Below are 16640 nucleotides of genomic sequence, written 5' to 3' on the forward strand. Positions count from 1 at the left end.
TCCACCCCGAGGGGGTTCTCCCGGCTCTGGTGGGGACCGGCGACGAACCCGTCGATCGACATCCCGATGTCGCAGGTGACCTTGCCCATGGCGTTCTCCCTCTGGTTCTTCCCGCTCTGTCTGCCTTTCGCCCACTGGTCGGAGCCGCCGCGGGGTTCTCGACACCGGCCCGGGAAGTTTTTCCGGGGATTCTGTCGGTGGGCGTTGGGAGCATGATCGTCATGAGCGACGGCACGGGCGGATGGGCGGGCATCGGGTACGGCGACTGGACGGACCTCGCGAGGATCCGGGCGCGGCTGGACGCCGGGGCCGATCCCGACGCCGAGGTGTGGGGGTACCAGCGGCCGTTGCACGTCGCGGCCGAGGAGGGCTCCTCCGAGGTCGTCGCGGAGCTGGCCCGGCGGGTGGCCGACGTCGACGCCGAGCACGAGGGGCGCAGCGCGTTGTGGAACGCCGTCTACCGCGGCCGTTCGGACAACGCGCGGGTCCTCGTCGCCGCCGGGGCCGACCCGTGGCGGCCGATGATGCGGGGGTGGTCACCCGGCCGGCTGAGCCTGCTGGGACCGGAGCCGGGGCTGTTCGGCGACCCCGGCCGCGACCCCGGGCTGACCGCCGAGGAGGCCGTCGTGGTCGCCGTCGCCCCGCAGGTGCGGCGGGTGTTCGACGGGTTCCACCTCGACGGGCTGGGGCTCGCCTGCGTCGCGGGCGTCGACGCGGGCGAGGCGGTGCGGCGGCTCGGCGGCACCCCGGTCGCCGTGGACCCCGACGGGCTGGCCCCGTTCGACGACGGGGCCCATGAGATCGTCGGCGTCACCGAGGTGCCGGGCGGCTGCGTGATCGCCCAGCCCTGGGGGTACGCGCCCCAGCGGGCCGACGTCATGAAGCGGCTGTCGAGGGGCACCGTCGCCTACGGCCTGTACGCCAACCCCAAGAGCGGCAACCAGGGCTGCGCCTTCCGGGACGGCGAGGCCGAGGGCTGGGGCCTGCACCCCGGCGGCGGCCATCCGTTCCCCGACGAGCCGTCCCTGGAGATCCTCACCGGCTACCTGACACGGGGCGACGCCGTCGCGCACTGCTGCGCGTTCGCGGGGCTTCACCCCTCCGACACGCGGCCCGTCGAGGGGCCGCCCGACCTCTGGATCAGGCTGCCCGCGGGGCGCTGAGCCCGGCCGGGGAACGCCGGGACCCTGACCCTCAGAAGCGGCGGGACCAGCAGCAGCGCCGCGCCCGCCGTCAGGAACGCCGCCGTCCCCGTCCCGCCCGCGACCCCGGCGCACACCGCCACCACCCCCGGAACGGCGGGCTGCGCCACGCCCCACGACGCCCCGAAGAACGCGAACCACCGGGGCCGGTCGCCCTCCGGGGCGATGTCGGCGACCATCGTCTGCCAGCGCCCGAGGAACAGGCTGTAGGCCGCCGCCCAGGCCAGATAGACCGCCACGGTCCCCGCGACGCCGCCGGACACGGCCATCGCCAGCGCGAACACGCCCATCAACGCCGTTCCCGCCGCCACGGGCACGGCGTTGGCCGAGCGGCGGGCCACCCAGACGACCAGCGGGGCCAGCAGCGCCGACCCGGCCAGCACCAGTCCGGGCACCCACGCGGGCGCGCCCCGTTGCAGCAGCGTGAACGGCAGGAACATGATCACCGCCAGGCAGCCGTAGGCGAACGCGGTGCCCGCCGCCGTCAGCCGCAGCAGCTCCCGGGGCGGGCGCCACCGGTCGGCGCCGGAGCGCCGCGGGACCGTCCGCGCCTCCCGCCCGCCCAGGAACGCCAGCGTGATCGCGGCGGCGGCCAGGCAGGTCGCGCCGTCCACGACCATCAGCCACCGCGCCCCGAACGGCAGCAGCACGGCCGCGACCAGTCCCCCGGCCGACCCCGCCGCGACCAGGCTCGCCCCCAGCAGCGCGTAGGCGTCGGAGCGGCGCGGCCCCTCGGTCAGCCGGGCGAGGAGCTCCTGGGTGGCGGGCTCGTAGAGCTCGAACGCCAGCCCGACCACCGCCACCGCCGCCACGATCTGCGCCGGCCCCCGCGCCGCCGCCAGCAGCAGCAGCGCCAGCCCGGTCCCGACCAGCCCGGCGGCGATCACCGTGCGCGGGGGCAGCCGGTCCAGCAGCAGGCTCCCGGCCCACCGGGAGGCCAGCGCCGTCACCCCGAAGACCCCGAGGACCGGCGCCGCCAGGTCGGGTCCGGCGAGCACCGCGAGGAAGCCCATCGCGTAGGAGCCGACCTGGTTGAGGACCCGCACGACCAGCAGCGTGCGCACCGGCCCGGGCAGCTCTTTGATCATTTCCACAGCCTGTCAGGTCCCACTGACATTTTCGGACATGACAGAGCCGGGTCCCGCACGTGCGGGACCCGGCTCCGGGATGAACGGATGTGCCTGTCGCGAGGTCAGTCCGGCCTGGGGGCCGGGTCGGTGGTGACGGCGCGCAGCAGGGGGCGGCTCAGCGCGCTCGCGCCCACGATCCCCGCGACGCCCACGACCACGCAGGCCAGCAGGGTCAGCGCGCCGCCGACCCCGAAGCCCAGCGCGAACGGCGCCGCGAAGAACAGCCCCGTCGCCAGGGAGCCGCCGCCCAGGACCGCCAGCGGGATCAGCGTCTCCTGGCGGCGGGCCCGGTCCAGGACCTCCAGCGGCGTCCCGGCCAGGCGGAGCATCGCGTAGGTCTGGCGGCGGTCCAGGACGGCCGAGGCCCCCGTGATGCCCGCGCTGGTGGTCGCGATCAGGAACGACACCGCCAGGACCGTCAGCGCGCCGGTCCGGACGTCGGCCAGCAGCGCGTCGCCGGACCGGTCGTCGTCTGAGGTCGCGGTGGTGCGGCCCGGGAGCACGCCGGTCAGGGCGGTGCGGGCGCGGTCCACCTCGGCGGGCCCGCCCGTCACGGTGATCACGACGGGGACGTCGTCGGCGCCGCGGCCGGGCCGTTCGACCCTGATCGTGGCGGGCAGGCCGGCGAGGCGTTCGCGGGCCCGGTCCGCCACGGCCTCGGCCCGGGCCGGGGACACCGACAGCCCGATCCGCCCGGTGCGGGCCGCCGGGTCGCCGGCGGGCGGGTTCAGCAGCGACAGGAAGCCCGCGACGAAGCCGGTCAGCGCGATCCCGGCGACCGTGCGCCAGGCGGCGCGCGGGTCGTCGAGCAGCCGGCGGCCCGCCAGCAGGCGGACCGGCCCCCGTGCCGTGCCGACCGCGACGCGGCCGATCAGCGCGACCACCCACGGGCCGACCAGGTTGATGCCGACGAACGCCAGCCCCAGGAACACCAGCAGCACGGTGATCCCGGTCCTTCCCATTCCCGACAGGCTGCCGCCGACCGCCCCGAACGCCACCAGGATCACCGCGAACGCCACGGCCCGGACCGCCCGCATCCGGGGCGGCGTCTCCCGCCGGGCCACGCCCAGCGGGCTGACCACGACCCGCCGCAGCCCCACGACCGCGCTGATCCCGACCAGCACCGGCACCGCCAGCAGCACGCCCAGCAGCGCCTGCGGGCCCGGCCACAGGTCGGCCGGGTACCAGGCGCCGCCGCCGATCTCGATCCGCGCGACCGCCGGGACCGTCAGCCCGTACAGCGCCGCGCCGGCCACGGCCCCGGCGGCGGCCGTCAGCACCGCCTCGGCGACGGTGACCGCGACGACCTGGCCGGGGGTGGCCCCCACCAGCCGCAACGCCGCCAGCCGCTGGTCGCGCCGGGCGACCGTCAGCCGCGCGGCGGCGCCGCCGAACACCAGCAGCGGGACGACCATCAGCACCGACGCGACCAGCATGAGCATCCGGTACGTCTCCGACAGCGGCGACACCGCGCCGGTCTGGAACGCGGCGATCCGCGTCGGCGTGGCCGTCAGGCCCAGCCCGAAGTCGTCGGGGCGTTTCCCGGTCAGCGCCGGGTCGTCGGCCGTCCGGCCGACCACCGCGACCAGTTCGCCCGGGTGGACCAGCGCGTCCCGGCCCAGCGTCCCGGCGAGGGGCGGGAACCGCCCGGCCAGCTGGTCGGCGGGCAGCGACCTCATCAGCTTCGCCAGCTCCGGCGACGCCCACGTCTCCCCCGGCCTGGGGAAGCGCGGCATCCCGGGGGGCGTCGGCGCCCCGCCGCCCAGCGCCGCCAGGTCCACCACCGCGACCGCCCGGCCGCGCACGTGGTCGGTGGACAGCGCCTCGACGGCGGTCGCCGCCCCCGCCGCCGCCTTCGGGTGCCGCCAGGCGTCGGCGTCGGCGCGGACCCCGAACGCGTGGTTGGCGCCCACCGCGAACAGCAGCAGGCCCGTCGACACGGCCACCGCCGCCGCCGTCAGCAGCGACCCCAGCATCCCCCGGCGGCCGCCGCCGCGCAGCAGCCGCCAGGTCAGGTCGAGGACGGTGCCCATCACACCTCCGCCCGCGCCGGGTCCACCAGACGGCCGTCGCGCACCTCGACCCTGCGGTCGCACCAGTTCGCGACGTCGACGTCGTGGGTGACGACCACCAGCGACGCGCCGTTGTGCTTGGTGGCCTCCACCAGCAGCCGCATCGTCTCGTGGCCGGTGTTCTGGTCGAGCGCGCCGGTCGGCTCGTCGGCGAACACCACGGCGGGCCGCGTCACCAGCGCGCGGGCGATGGCGACGCGCTGCGCCTGCCCGCCCGACAGCTCGCCGGGCCGCCGCGACTCTATGCCGCCGAGTCCCAGCGGGCCGAACCAGACGCGGGCGGCCCGCACCGCCTCCCGGCGCGGCGTGCCGCCCAGCATCAGCGGCAGCGCCACGTTCTCGTCGGCCGGCAGCTCCGGCAGCAGCTGCCCGAACTGGAACACGAACCCGAACCGGGTCCGCCGCAGCTCGCTGCGCCGGCGTTCGCCCAGCGCGTCGACGCGCTGCCCCAGCAGGCGCACCTCGCCCGCGTCCGGCTTCATGATCCCCGCCAGGCAGTGCAGCAGGGTGGACTTGCCGGAACCGGACGGCCCCATGATCGCCAGCGCCTCGCCGCGGCCCACCGACAGGTCCACCCCGTCCAGCGCGACCGTGGCGCCGAAGCGCTTGACCAGCCCGGTCCCCGAGAGCACGACCTCGGTCATCAGGCGGCGGCCTTCCGGCCCGCCTCGCGCTCGCCCCGGTGGTCCCGGAGCGAGTCGAGGATCTCCCTGGCGGGCATGACCAGCCCGCCGTAGACGACGAAGGCCACGAAGAAGGCGGCCACCGGCACGTAGATCAGGTACATCGCGTTCATGCCTCTACTGTGGGCGAAACCGCAGGTCAGCCACATCGGGCACAAGGCCGGTCCGCACACCGCCCGGATCGGCCGAACGGCTGATCCGCGCATCGGCTGCGGGTCGTAGCCTCGGGTCGGAGGGAGAAACAGGGGGAACATGAACGATCCGGAAGCCCGGCTGAAACGGGTCAACTCGGTCGGGGGCTGCCTGGTCCGCACCGTGGCGTGGGGGCTGGCGGGCCTGTTCATGCTGCTGTCGGTCGTGTCCACCACGGGCGACGGGGACGGCCTGTCGCCCTACGACGCGGGGCTGCACCTGGTGGCGGTCGCGGCGGCGATCGGCGCGCTGATCCAGCGGCACATGGAGCGCTGGGCGTTCGGGACCGCGCTGGCCTCGATCGTGCTGACGATGACCATCGGCTTCCGGAACGCCGACATCGACAATCCCAGCGTGATCCTGGAGGTCTGCGGCCTGCTGGTCCTGGTGGCGCGGGTCGTCTGGAAGGTCCCCCGCGACCGCCTGGTCGCGATGACCGCGCTGACCGGCGGGGCGGTCGTGGCCCTGCCGTTCCGCGCCTCGCCGTGGACGACGCTGCTGTTCTCGGCCCCGCTGGCGGTGCTGGTCGCCGTGGCGATCGGCGCGGGCCTGTACCTGCGCGCGCTGGACGCCCAGCGCGCCCGCACGCTGGACGCCGCGCGCCGCGACGAGCGCCTGGAGCTCGCCCGCGACCTGCACGACTTCGTCGCCCACCACGTCACCGGGATCGTCGTCCAGGCGCAGGCCGCGCAGTTCGCGGCCCAGTCCGGCACGGCGCAGAGCCCCGAGCAGCTGGACCGGATGTTCGCCGGGATCGAGAAGGCCGGGACCGAGGCGCTGACGTCGATGCGCCGCATGGTGGGGCTGCTGCGCGAGGCGCAGGACGGCGCGGGCGGCGAGGAGGGCGGCACCGGCTCCACGACCCGCCCGGTCGGCGACCTGGCGCAGGTGGAGGAGCTGGTCGACGGCTTCACCGACCCGCCCGCCACCCTCCATCTGGACCCCGGCCTCGGCGCGCTCCCGCCGGAGGTCGCCACCTCGGTGCACCGCGTGGTGCAGGAGGCGCTGACCAACGCCCGCAAGCACGCCGCCGACGCCACCGCCGTCACCGTGTCCGTCGCGCGCCGCCCCGACGGCTCGGTCGAGATCGCCGTCCGCGACGACGGCCGGGGCGCCTCCCGCCGCCTGCCCTCCAGCGGCTTCGGCCTGGCCGGCCTGGGCGAACGCGTCGAGGCGCTGCACGGCCGCCTGTACGCCGGCCCCCGCCCCGAGGGCGGCTGGGAGGTCGTCGCCGTCCTGCCCACCGACGGGAGCCTGGGAGAATCACGTCCGTGACCATCCGCGTGCTGATCGCCGACGACCAGGAGATGGTCCGGACCGGGTTCCGGATGATCGTCGACTCGCAGGCCGACATGGAGGTGGTGGGCGAGGCCGCCGACGGGGCCGAGGCGGTCGAGCTGGCCCGCCGGCTGCGGCCCGACGTGTGCCTGTTCGACATCCGGATGCCCCGGCTGGACGGGCTGGCCGCCACCCGCGCCCTGGCCGGGCCGGACGTGCCCGACCCGCTCCGGGTGGTGATCGTCACCACGTTCGACATGGACGAGTACGTCTACGGGGCGCTGCGCGGCGGCGCGGTCGGGTTCCTGCTGAAGGACAGCGGCCCGGCGCTGCTGGTGGAGGCGGTGCGGGCCGCCGCCAACGGCGAGGCCCTGGTCTCCCCGTCGGTGACCGTCCGGCTGCTGGAGCACCTGGCCACCCCGCGGTCGCAGGCCGCCGCCCCGCGCGAGCAGCTCACCGAGCGCGAGCTCGACGTCGTCCGCCTGGTGGCGCGCGGCCGCACCAACGAGGAGATCGCGGGCGAGCTGTACGTCTCGCTGTCCACCGTCAAGACGCACCTGGGCAACGTCCAGCGCAAGGTCTCCGCCCGCAACCGGGTCGAGATCGCCGCGTGGGCCTGGGAGTCGGGCCTGATGCGGTGACGGCGCCGGTCCCCGAGTCGCCGGCCGGGGTCCCGGTGCCGGTGGTCGTGCTGGTGGCGTTCGCCGTCACCGGCTGGCTGCTGGTGCTGGCCGGGCTGCGGCGCGGCCTGCACGGCCCGGACCGGGGCCCGGTGCTGCTGCTGCACACGCTGACCCCGCCGGGGCTGGTGGCGGGGTTCTCGTTCGCGGGCTACGGGACGCTGCACGCGCTGGTCGCGGCGACCGCCGGCTGGTGGTCGCTGGTCGTGGTCGCCGGACGGGCCCCCGAGCGCCTCGTCCGCCACGGCACCCTGCCCCGCCTGGCGGCCTGGCTCGGATTGGCGGCCGCCGTGACCGTCGTCGCGTCCCGCCTGGTCGGGCTGCCCTAGAAGTCGGCGATCCACTGCCACCCGTGCGCGGTGGAGACCACCTCGTGCCGCCTCTTCAACGCGCTCCGGGCCTTGGGGAACGCCGCCATGGCGCCCGCGACGGCCGCGGGCAGGTCGGCCAGGTCGTCCGGCACCGGGATCGTGACCAGCAGGTTCTGCTTCTCGTGGACCAGCAGCAGGCTCCCGTCCGGATCGACGCCGTGCAGCCGGAACGCCTTGAGCGCCTTGTACTCCCCCTCCTCGGCCGGCAGCCTCGCCAGCCGCGCCCCGGTGTCGTCGAAGACGTACAGGCCGAACGTGTTGAGGTGGACGATCCGCCGCCCGCGGGCCACGGCCACGTCGTACCGGGTCCCGCGCCCGGCCCCGTCCCGGTAGGCGTCGAGGTCGAGCAGGCCCTTCCAGGAGCCGTCCGCGCCGATCAGGGCGAACACGAAGTCGCCGCCGCGCTGCCGCAGGTACTTGGTCCTGCTGACGACCGCGACGACGAACGTCTCGTCGTCCAGCGGCACCGCGTCCCACAGCCCGTACAGCATGCGGTAGCCCAGCTTCTCCCTGAGCAGCGCGGCCAGGTCGCCGCCGCCCGGCCCGAACGTGGGCGGGGCCGCCGGGAACTCGCGCGCGTAGTCGGTCGCGAACGTCGTGACGGGCCGCAGCGCGGGCAGCGGGTCGGCGGTCAGCGGCGTCTCGGTGACCGCGACGGCGACGCCCCCGCCCAGGCACACCGCCCGCCCCGAGGGGGTGAGCCGCGCCCGCGCCGCCCACCGGCCGGTGCCGGTCGCCAGGGCGGCGGAGGCGAGGTCGGCGCCGACCACCATCGTGACGTTGTCCCGGCCGGTGACCAGGAACCGGCCGTCGGGCAGGGCGCACGGCGCCGCGTCGGCGGTGTTCAGGCCCTCGACCACCGCCTGCCGCACGGGCGCGCCGTCCGGCGCGAACCGGGTCATCACGTGGTCCACGGACCGGCGGCGTTCCCCGGCGCGGTTGGTGAAGAAGTGCTCGAACAGCGTCAGCACGTGCCGGTCGCCGCACGGGGAGGCGACCACGCCACGGGCGGTCCAGGCGAACTCCGGGTCCTTCCGCAGTCCGCGCTCCTCGGACAACTCCCGTGACACGAACAGCGGATGCACCTGGCTCACGTGGGGGTCCTCCATCCTCGTCCGTCGCTCGGCCGAGCCTACGGAGCACCGCCGACGTTCCGTCCCCGATCTCCGTCCCGGAACGGTGAACCCGCTGGGTACGCCGTCGGTCAAAGGTACGTAGGATCCGTGCAAGAGGAGCGTAAAGCCCCGGAGGTGGCCATGCCGTGTGCGATGTGCGGTGACATCGTTCCCACCGAGGTCGCCCGCTGCCCCGGCTGCGGCGCCTGGTCGCGGCGGCGGGACTTCCGGGCGCTGGGCGTGGCGGTGTTCATGCTGCTGGGCTTCAACGCGTTCGTGGACCTGGGCGCGGGCATCAGCCTGCTGCGGGCCGCCGAACCCCTCGACGTCACCACCCACGACGCGTTCGATCCCGTCGAGACCGAACGGATGCTCGGCCCGTACGGGGACGTGTTCGTGATCTCGGGCGTGATGGCCGTCGTCACCGGCCTGCTGTACCTGGTGTGGCTGTGGCGGGCCCGCGGCCAGTCGCCGGGACCGCACCGGCACCACCGGGCGTGGCTGCTGCTCGGCTGGGCGACCCCGGTCGTGAACCTGTGGCTGCCCCCGCGCATGGTCTACGACATCTGGGTCAGCAGCGGCCGTTACCGCACCGTCCAGCGGCAGCGCGCGGCGGCGGTCGTGGGCGCGTGGTGGACGTGCCTGCTGCTGGGCACGGGCCTCGGCAAGGTGTTCGTCGCGGGCTCGGCGCAGACGCTGGCCGAAGCGCGGTTCGCGGTGCACGTGGGGGTCGCGGCGGCGGCGTTCCAGGCCCTGGCGGCGGCGCTGTGCATGGGCGGCGTCTTCGAGATCACCCGCCTCCAGGTCGGTCGCGAACCCTGATCGCCCCCTTGACATCAACCTTGGTTGAGGTTCCAGGATGGCGGGATGGATCAGGCAGACGAGCGCGACATCAGGGACACCGTGGCGACCTACACCGACCTGTGGGTCCGGCACCGGATGGACGAGTGGGGCGCGCTGTTCACCGAGGACTCGGACTTCATCACCCATCGCGGCCTCTGGTGGAGGTCGCGGCGGGAGAACGTGGAGGGGCACCAGGACGTCCCCGCGTCGATCGTCGAGCAGAAGAAGAGCTACACGCAGGAGGTCCTGAGCGTCCAGGACGTCGCGCCCGGCGTCGCGCTCGTGCACACGGCCTGGCGCTGGCCGGACCACCGCCCGCCCGGCGCGGCGCCGGAGGAACGGCGGGGGATCGTCACCCTGGTGATGGTGAAGCGCGACGGGTCGTGGCTGATCCGCGCGGCCCACAACACCAGGGAGAACGGCCTGGAGGAGACCGCCTGACCCCGCCGGGCAGCGAGGCGGGCGGTCCGGCTCCGGCGGAGGTCCCACCGGGGCGTTCAGTCGGGGACGCCGGGCATGCCCACCCACGCGGCGCGCTGGTCGAAGTCGGCGCCCGGGACCGCCCGCCACAGGTCCCGTTGCGGGAGGGGGCGGTCGTCGGGGCGGCCGAACAGCGGGAGCCACCGTCCGGCGAGCCACAGCCGCAGCGTCGCCTCGTTGGCGACGACGTTGCTGTGGATCACCCGGACGCGCCGCACCCGGTCCACCGGGTGCTCGCTGACGCGTCCGCCGACCCGGCGCAGCCGGAGCAGGCCCGGCCCGCCGGAGGCGTCGGCGACGACGCGCGCCTCCACCAGGCGCGTCCGGTCCCACACCAGGTGGACGCCCTCCCCCAGCGCGTAGAGCACGGCCGCGTAGAACGCCCACCGCCAGTGGGCGCCCAGGAACAGGGCGGACAGCCCGCAGAAGGCGAACGCCGCCGCCGTCCGCTGGAGTCGCGGGACCCACCGGCCGCCCTTGTCGGCGGCGTCCCACAGGGGATCGTCGTCGGTGGTCACCCCGCCATCATGAACGCCGCCGCGCGCGTTGGGGACCCCGCTCAGGGAAGGGGCCCGGAGCTGCCGCCGCTCGTGTGCCACAGCGGGCGTCCCACCGCGCCGCCCGCCGGGGTGACGTCGGAGTAGGGCGAGGCCGCGAAGCCCGTCGCGAAAAGCCGGCGGCCCCCCACCGGGCGGCCCCGCCCCGGATCCGTCCGCGCCATGGCCCGGCGGACCGCGTCGGCGCCGCCCGCGCGCCACTCCTCGTGCAGCCACGCCAGGTCCCAGCAGTCCGTCGCGGTCAGCGACACCGCGCGCGGCCCGGCCCGCCGGACCCGCCCGCGCGCCAGCAGCAGCCAGGACCCGAACACCGTCGCGGCGCAGCGGTCCTGCACCGACTCGAAGAACGCCAGGTCCACCGGCCCGGTCACGTCGTCCAGCGTCGCGAAGATCACGCGTTGGCCGGAGCGGACCGGCGGGGTCTGGGTGGCGACCTTCGCGCCCGCGACCAGGACCTCCGCGCCGTGGGGACGGCCGGGCAGGTCGCGGGCGCGGACGACGCCCAGCGCGGCCAGCAGGTCCGCGTAGCGGGTCAGCACGTGCTCGGAGACGTCCAGCCCGAGGATCTCCAGCTCGGCCCGGACGCGCTCGCCGGGCGTCATCGGGGGCAGCTCCCCGGCGGGGATGCGCTCGGTCCCTCCGGCGGCGTCGAGGTCGTCGTCGAGGTCGTCGTCGAACGCGAGCTGCCCCTCCACCGGGCGCGGGGCGGAACGTTCGAGCGCGCCCACGCGCAGCAGCAGGTCGCGGCGGTCGTGCCGGTCGTACAGGGCGTCGAACGCGCCCGCCAGCACGAGGCGCTCGGCGGTCGGGCGGGACACGCGGGCGCGTCGCCAGAAGTCGGTCAGGGACCGGTAGGGGCGGGCGGTGACGATCCGGTCCACCTCCGCGCCGGAGATGCCCCTGACCTCGTTCAGCGCGACCCGGATGCCCGCCGTCCCGCCGTGCGCCACCGGCTCGACGTGCCAGTCGGGCGCCGAGCGGTTGACGTCCAGCGGCAGGACCGGGACGCCGAAGTGCCGGGCGTCGTGGAGGATGACCCGCTTGGGGTACATGCCGGGGTCGTGGGTGAGCACGCCCGCGTAGAACGCCGCCGGATGGTGCCGCTTCAGCCACGCCGACTGGTAGGTGGGCAGCGCGAACGCCGCCGCGTGCGCCTTGCAGAACCCGAACGCCCCGAACGCCGCCAGCGTCCGCCACACCCGCTCCACGGTGGCGGCGTCGTGGCCGCGCGCGGAGGCCCGCTCCCGGAACCAGGCGCCGACCTCGGCCTGACCGGTCGCGTCGGCCAGCCTGCGCCGCGCCGCCTCGGCCTCCGACAGCCCGCAGCCGGTCATCACGTCCAGCACCCGCAGCACCTGCTCGTGGAAGACGACCACGCCCAGGCTCTCGCGCAGCGCGCCGGCCAGGTCGGGGTGCGGGTAGACGGGCTCGCGGCGGCCGTCGCGGGCCTCCAGGAACGGCGTGACCATGTCGGACGCCACCGGGCCCGGCCGGAACAGCGAGATGTCGATCACCAGGTCGTCCAGGGTGCGGGGCTGGAGGCGGCCGAGCAGCTCCCGCTGGCCCGGCGACTCGATCTGGAAGCAGCCCAGCGTCCGCGCCGACCGGATCAGCGCGAACGTCGCCGGGTCGTCGCGCGGCACCCGCTCCAGCGCGAGCCGCCCGCCCCCGACGCGTTCGACCTCGGCGACGGCGTGGGCCATCGCCGACTGCATCCGCACCCCGATGACGTCGAGTTTCAGCAGGCCCATCGCCTCGACGTCGCGCTTGTCGAACTGGCTCATCGGGAAGCCGAGCAGGCTCGGCTCGACGGGCGTGCGGTCGCGCAGGGTGGCGTCGGACAGCAGCACGCCGCAGGGGTGCAGGGCGATGTGCCGGGGCAGGCCGTCCAGGCGCCGCGCGATCGTGAAGACGACCTCCAGCCGGGCCCGCCCCAGGTTGCTCTGCCGCAGTTCGGGCAGGTCGCGCAGGGCGTCGCCGATCTGCCGGGCGCGGATGTGCGGGAACGCCTTCGCGATCGCGTCGATCTCGTGCGGCGGCAGCCCGACCGCCGCTCCCACGTCGCGGATCGCGCTGCGCGCCCGGTAGGTCTCGCGCATGGACACGCACGCGACCGCGTCCTCGCCGAAGCGGTCGAACAGCGCCCGGTACGCCTCGGTCCGCCGCGCCGACTCCACGTCCAGGTCGATGTCGGGCAGCCCGGGGCGGCCGTCGGACAGGAACCGCTCCATCACCAGGTCGTGCCGGAGCGGGTCCAGGTCGCTGATCCCGAGCAGGTGGTTGACCAGGCTGCCCGCGCCCGAGCCGCGGATCGCGCAGCGGATGCCGCGCCCCCGGATCAGCGCGGCGGCGTCGGCGACGGTCAGGAAGTAGGCGGCCAGGCCCCGGCGCGCGACGATCCCGAGCTCGTGGTCCAGCCGTGCCCGCGCCGCGTCCCCGAGGCCGCGCCGCCGCAGCCCCTCCTCGCAGCGCGCGACGAGGCGCGCGTAGGGGTCGTCGCCCGCGTCGGGGAGGTGCGCCCGCCCCATGCCGAGGTCGCGCCCGGGGTCGAGGACGCAGCTCTCGCCGAGTTCGCGGGTCGCCGCCAGCAGCGCCTCGGCCTCGGCGGGGGTGTGGAAGCGCTCGGCGACGCGCCGCATCTCCTCGGGGGACTTCAGGTAGGCGTGCCCGGTCCGGTCGTCCAGGTGGCTCCGGTGCAGCGGGACGCCGCGCCGCGCGACATCCAGCACCTGCGCGACCGGGAAGTCGCCGGGGTCGAGGTAGCGGACGGCGTTGGCCAGCACGGCGGGGACCCCGGCCTCCCGCGCCAGCGCGACCGTCCGCGCCGCCCGGTGCGCCTCGCCCCGCCCCAGGTGGTCGACGACCTCGACCGCGACCGGGACGGCCTCCCGCCAGGCCGCCAGCCGCGCCGCCGCCAGGTCCGGGCGGTGTTCGGCCACGGCCCGCCCCACGTCGGAGGACGGCCCCAGCAGCACGGTCAGTCCCGCGGCGTGCGCGGCGACCGTCTCCCGCGTCACGGCGGGGCGGCCGCGTTCCCCGGCGTGCGCGGCGGTGACCAGGCGGCACAGCGACGCCCAGCCCCGCGCCCCGGCGGCCAGCACGACCACCCGCCCGGACCCGGCGGCCAGGTCGGCGCCCACGACCGGGCGGACGCCGTGCTCGCGGCACGCCGCCACGTGCCGCACCGCGCCGTACAGCCCGTCGCGGTCGGTCAGCGCCAGCAGGTCCATGCCCATCTCGGCCGCGCGCCGGACCAGGGCCTCGGGCGCGGCGACGCCGTACCGGGGCGAGCACGCGGAGGCGACATGCAGATGCACCGGCCCGCCTCAGTCCCACATCCGCGCCAGCGTCCACACGCCGGTGACCGCGTCGTGGCGCAGCTCGTAGACCCCCGTCTCGCGGCCCGGGGAGGCCTCGACCCGCCAGTACTCGCGTTCGCCCGGTTCCATGTCGGCGAGGTCCCGCTCGTGCCACCAGTCCCGGGTGGTGACCCAGTGCTCCAGCACCCGCCGCACCGTGTACTCGTGCCCCCGCCAGACGAACCCCCGCGGTCGCCCGTCGGCCGCCGTCGCGACCTCGATCGGGTCGCCGAACACGCGCGTCATCTGCCTCCCCCGCCCTGTGAGCGATGCGATCACCGCACGGGGGAAGGCATGCGGCCTGTCTCGAACATACGTTCGGACACGAGTCTAGGGAAGGGCCGGGACGAGCCGCAAGGCGGGGTGATCTTTCCGGGTCCGCCGGGTCCGCCGGGGGCGGATCAGGCGAGCAGGCGGGCCAGCCGGTCGGCGACCTCGGCGACCCGGCCGACATCGGCCATCCCGCCGCCGGACCACAGGAACGACCAGCCGCTCGCGACCGGGGTCGCCACCACCATCACCTGCCGGCGGGTGCGCGGCCCCACCACGCTGAGCACCGACTCCTGCGGACCGGCCAGCCGCCAGCGCAGCCCGCGCGCCTCGACCTCGTAGGCGAGCACGGCCAGATGCCGCCGCCGCACCTCGCCGACCTCACGCACACCGACGACCGACACCATGACCACCCACCACCCGGACCGCACCGGCCGCCCCATCCGGTGACATGCCGCACTCGAACGGCGACAATTGGTAACTACTCCCCAGCATGGCCCGGAACAAATGATCAGCGCAGGTTTTCCGGGAGAGTCGCTGGACCCATCTTCCGGACGGCCCGGCGTCCGCCTCCTGGACCACCGGCCGGGTTCATACTTGCCTATGACCCCCCACGACGCCGGAAACCGGGCGGTCCGCACCGTCCGTTCCGTGATAGACCGTCCACGAGGCGTCCGCACGGCCGCCCCGGGGAGAAGGAGTCCGCCGATGACCGCAGCCGAGCCGCCGACCGCCGCCCCGGCGGGGGGCGTGGCGGGCGCGGACCGGGCACGGGACGGGCTGCGCGAGCACAAGAAGCAGCGGACCCGCCAGGCGCTGATCGACGCGGCGCTGGAGCTGTTCGCGGCGCAGGGCTACGAGGACACCACCATCGACGAGATCGTCGCGGCGGTGGAGGTGTCGCAGCGCACGTTCTTCCGGTACTTCGCCACCAAGGAGGACGTGGTCATCGGCGTGTTCGCGGCCTACGACCGGGCGATGCTGGAGGAGCTGCGCGAACGGCCCGCCGACGAGACGCCGTTCACCGCGATGGCCGAGGCGCTGCGGGTGGCGCTGCGGTCCATCGCCGACAGCGGCCCGGCCGAGAGCGCCCGGTTCCGCCGCCTCCGGCAGGTGATCGAGACCACACCCGCGCTGGTCGCCGCGCACCTGGCCCACCACACCGCCATCGAACGGGCGCTCGCCGCGGAGATCGCCCGCCGCCAGGGCGTCGATCCGGAGGCCGACCTGCGGCCCCGGCTGCTCGTGGCGGTCTTCATCGGCATGGTGCGGGTGGCGTTCAAGCACTGCGCCGAGCACGAGGCGTGGGACGCCACCACCATGGCCGCGCAGATCGACTCCATCGTCGACGCCGCCCGCCGGACCGTACGCGACTGGGTCTGACCCGTTCGGACGGTAGGGTTTCCGACACATCAGGCCTTCCGACCTCCAGGACCACGATGACCACGCACGCAGGTGAGAACTCCGACGCCCTCCGGCCCGAGGACCCCCGCGAGCTCGGCCCCTACCGGCTGCTGTCCCGGCTGGGCCGGGGCGGCATGGGAACGGTCTTCCTGGGACAGGACCCCGGGGGACGACGCGTCGCCGTCAAGGTGATCAACCGGGAGCTGGCCGGGGAGACGGCGTTCCGCGACCGGTTCCGGCGCGAGGTGAACGCCGCCCGGCAGGTCCGCCGGTTCTGCACCGCGCCCGTGATCGACGCCGAGCTCGACGCCGACCCGCTGTACGTGGTCACCGAGTACATCGAGGGCCCCAGCCTGGAACGCGCCGTCGCCGAGCGCGGCCCGCTGCCCGGCTCGGACCTCGAGGGCCTGGCCGTCGGCGTCGCGACCGCGCTGGCCGCCATCCACGGCGCCGGGATCGTGCACCGCGACCTCAAGCCCGCCAACGTGCTGCTGTCGGCCACCGGCCCGCGCGTGATCGACTTCGGGATTGCCCGCGCCCTGGACGCCGCCGACGGCCCCACCCGCACCGGCCAGCTGGTCGGCACCCCCAACTACCTGCCGCCGGAGCTGCTGCGCGGCGAGCCGGTCACCCCGGCCTCCGACGTGTTCTCCTGGGGCTGCGTGGTCGCCTACGCGGGCACGGCGCGGGCGCCGTTCGCGGGCAACACCGTTCCGGAGATCTTCTACAAGGTCGCGCACGAGCCGCCGAAGCTGGACGGGCTGGACCCGTCGCTGAGCGAGCTGGTCGGCGCGGCCCTCGACAAGGACCCGCGCAAACGCCCCTCGGTGCAGGAGCTGCTGGCCCGCCTGGTCGGGCACACCGACCCCAACCCCGCGCTGATCGCCGAGACCGTCCAGGCGAGCTGGCACGTCCCGGGCGCGCCCCCGGTCCCGCCGCCGCCCCCGGCCGCTCCGGCGCCCCCGGTGGCCACCGGCCCGGCGCGGACGCCGGCCGGTGAGCCC

17 protein-coding genes are annotated in these 16640 nt (G+C 75.6%); 8 read left to right on the plus strand and 9 right to left on the minus strand.

Annotated features, from left to right (window positions below; translation table 11 throughout):
• Positions 1 to 221 precede the first annotated feature (221 nt).
• Positions 222 to 1163 carry an ankyrin repeat domain-containing protein gene (locus tag AKI01S_RS44245; protein ID WP_067832114.1) on the plus strand — a complete coding sequence of 314 codons (942 nt, stop codon included), beginning with the start codon at positions 222 to 224 and terminating at the stop codon, positions 1161 to 1163.
• On the opposite strand, the gene AKI01S_RS44250 is transcribed toward AKI01S_RS44245, so the two are convergent.
• From AKI01S_RS44250 to AKI01S_RS51415, 4 genes are all read right to left on the minus strand, one after another.
• A complete protein-coding gene (locus AKI01S_RS44250; RefSeq protein ID WP_067832095.1) occupies positions 1094 to 2290 on the minus strand; it encodes an MFS transporter in 1197 nt (398 codons plus the stop codon). The genes AKI01S_RS44245 and AKI01S_RS44250 overlap by 70 nt on opposite strands.
• A 104-nt stretch (positions 2291 to 2394) precedes the next feature.
• Entirely contained in the window at positions 2395 to 4365 is a 1971-nt protein-coding gene (locus AKI01S_RS44255; protein ID WP_067832097.1) for an ABC transporter permease, read from the minus strand.
• Positions 4365 to 5048: an ABC transporter ATP-binding protein gene (locus AKI01S_RS44260; RefSeq protein WP_067832102.1), complete on the minus strand. Its 684-nt coding sequence runs from the start codon at positions 5046 to 5048 to the stop codon at positions 4365 to 4367. Before AKI01S_RS44260 ends, AKI01S_RS44255 begins: the two co-directional genes overlap by 1 nt.
• Entirely contained in the window at positions 5048 to 5200 is a 153-nt protein-coding gene (locus tag AKI01S_RS51415; RefSeq protein WP_157420584.1) for a hypothetical protein, read from the minus strand. The genes AKI01S_RS44260 and AKI01S_RS51415 overlap by 1 nt, the downstream gene beginning before the upstream one ends.
• A gap of 139 nt (positions 5201 to 5339) precedes the next feature.
• On the opposite strand from AKI01S_RS51415, the gene AKI01S_RS44265 reads away from it, so the two are divergent.
• The 3 genes from AKI01S_RS44265 to AKI01S_RS44275 are packed head-to-tail and all read left to right on the plus strand — an operon-like array spanning position 5340 to position 7566.
• Positions 5340 to 6554 (plus strand): sensor histidine kinase, encoded by a 1215-nt coding sequence (locus tag AKI01S_RS44265; protein WP_067832103.1) that lies wholly within the window; start codon positions 5340 to 5342, stop codon positions 6552 to 6554.
• On the plus strand, positions 6551 to 7198 hold the full coding sequence (locus AKI01S_RS44270; protein ID WP_084000849.1) for a response regulator: 648 nt from the start codon (positions 6551 to 6553) through the stop codon (positions 7196 to 7198). Before AKI01S_RS44265 ends, AKI01S_RS44270 begins: the two co-directional genes overlap by 4 nt.
• Positions 7195 to 7566, plus strand: coding sequence for a hypothetical protein (locus AKI01S_RS44275; protein WP_084000850.1), 372 nt, complete (start codon positions 7195 to 7197; stop codon positions 7564 to 7566). The genes AKI01S_RS44270 and AKI01S_RS44275 overlap by 4 nt, the downstream gene beginning before the upstream one ends.
• Here AKI01S_RS44275 and AKI01S_RS44280 read toward each other — a convergent pair.
• Positions 7563 to 8702, minus strand: coding sequence for a hypothetical protein (locus AKI01S_RS44280; RefSeq protein ID WP_157420585.1), 1140 nt, complete (start codon positions 8700 to 8702; stop codon positions 7563 to 7565). The two genes, AKI01S_RS44275 and AKI01S_RS44280, sit on opposite strands and share 4 nt — an antisense overlap.
• Before the next feature lie 162 nt (positions 8703 to 8864).
• On the opposite strand from AKI01S_RS44280, the gene AKI01S_RS44285 reads away from it, so the two are divergent.
• Together AKI01S_RS44285 and AKI01S_RS44290 are read left to right on the plus strand one after the other, a co-directional pair.
• On the plus strand, positions 8865 to 9545 hold the full coding sequence (locus AKI01S_RS44285) for a DUF4328 domain-containing protein (protein ID WP_067832105.1): 681 nt from the start codon (positions 8865 to 8867) through the stop codon (positions 9543 to 9545).
• A gap of 45 nt (positions 9546 to 9590) precedes the next feature.
• On the plus strand, positions 9591 to 10007 hold the full coding sequence (locus tag AKI01S_RS44290) for an SgcJ/EcaC family oxidoreductase (protein ID WP_067832106.1): 417 nt from the start codon (positions 9591 to 9593) through the stop codon (positions 10005 to 10007).
• Between the two features lie 56 nt (positions 10008 to 10063).
• Here the strand turns inward: AKI01S_RS44290 and AKI01S_RS44295 are convergent, their stop codons facing one another.
• From AKI01S_RS44295 to AKI01S_RS44310, 4 genes are all read right to left on the minus strand, one after another.
• Positions 10064 to 10564 carry a hypothetical protein gene (locus AKI01S_RS44295; protein ID WP_067832109.1) on the minus strand — a complete coding sequence of 167 codons (501 nt, stop codon included), beginning with the start codon at positions 10562 to 10564 and terminating at the stop codon, positions 10064 to 10066.
• Between the two features lie 41 nt (positions 10565 to 10605).
• Positions 10606 to 13920: a DNA polymerase III subunit alpha gene (locus AKI01S_RS44300; protein WP_067832111.1), complete on the minus strand. Its 3315-nt coding sequence runs from the start codon at positions 13918 to 13920 to the stop codon at positions 10606 to 10608.
• 9 nt (positions 13921 to 13929) lie between these two features.
• Entirely contained in the window at positions 13930 to 14208 is a 279-nt protein-coding gene (locus AKI01S_RS44305; protein ID WP_067832112.1) for a DUF6504 family protein, read from the minus strand.
• A gap of 155 nt (positions 14209 to 14363) precedes the next feature.
• Entirely contained in the window at positions 14364 to 14663 is a 300-nt protein-coding gene (locus AKI01S_RS44310) for a hypothetical protein (protein WP_245682041.1), read from the minus strand.
• 277 nt (positions 14664 to 14940) lie between these two features.
• Between AKI01S_RS44310 and AKI01S_RS44315 the strand changes: the two genes are divergently transcribed.
• Positions 14941 to 15615, plus strand: coding sequence for a TetR family transcriptional regulator (locus AKI01S_RS44315; RefSeq protein ID WP_067832113.1), 675 nt, complete (start codon positions 14941 to 14943; stop codon positions 15613 to 15615).
• 56 nt (positions 15616 to 15671) lie between these two features.
• Positions 15672 to 16640: serine/threonine-protein kinase (locus AKI01S_RS44320; RefSeq protein ID WP_157420586.1), on the plus strand; the 969-nt coding region annotated here is incomplete at its 3' end.

Source organism: Actinomadura kijaniata NBRC 14229, assembly GCF_001552175.1.
In the GTDB taxonomy this organism is placed as follows: Bacteria; Actinomycetota; Actinomycetes; order Streptosporangiales; family Streptosporangiaceae; genus Spirillospora; species Spirillospora kijaniata.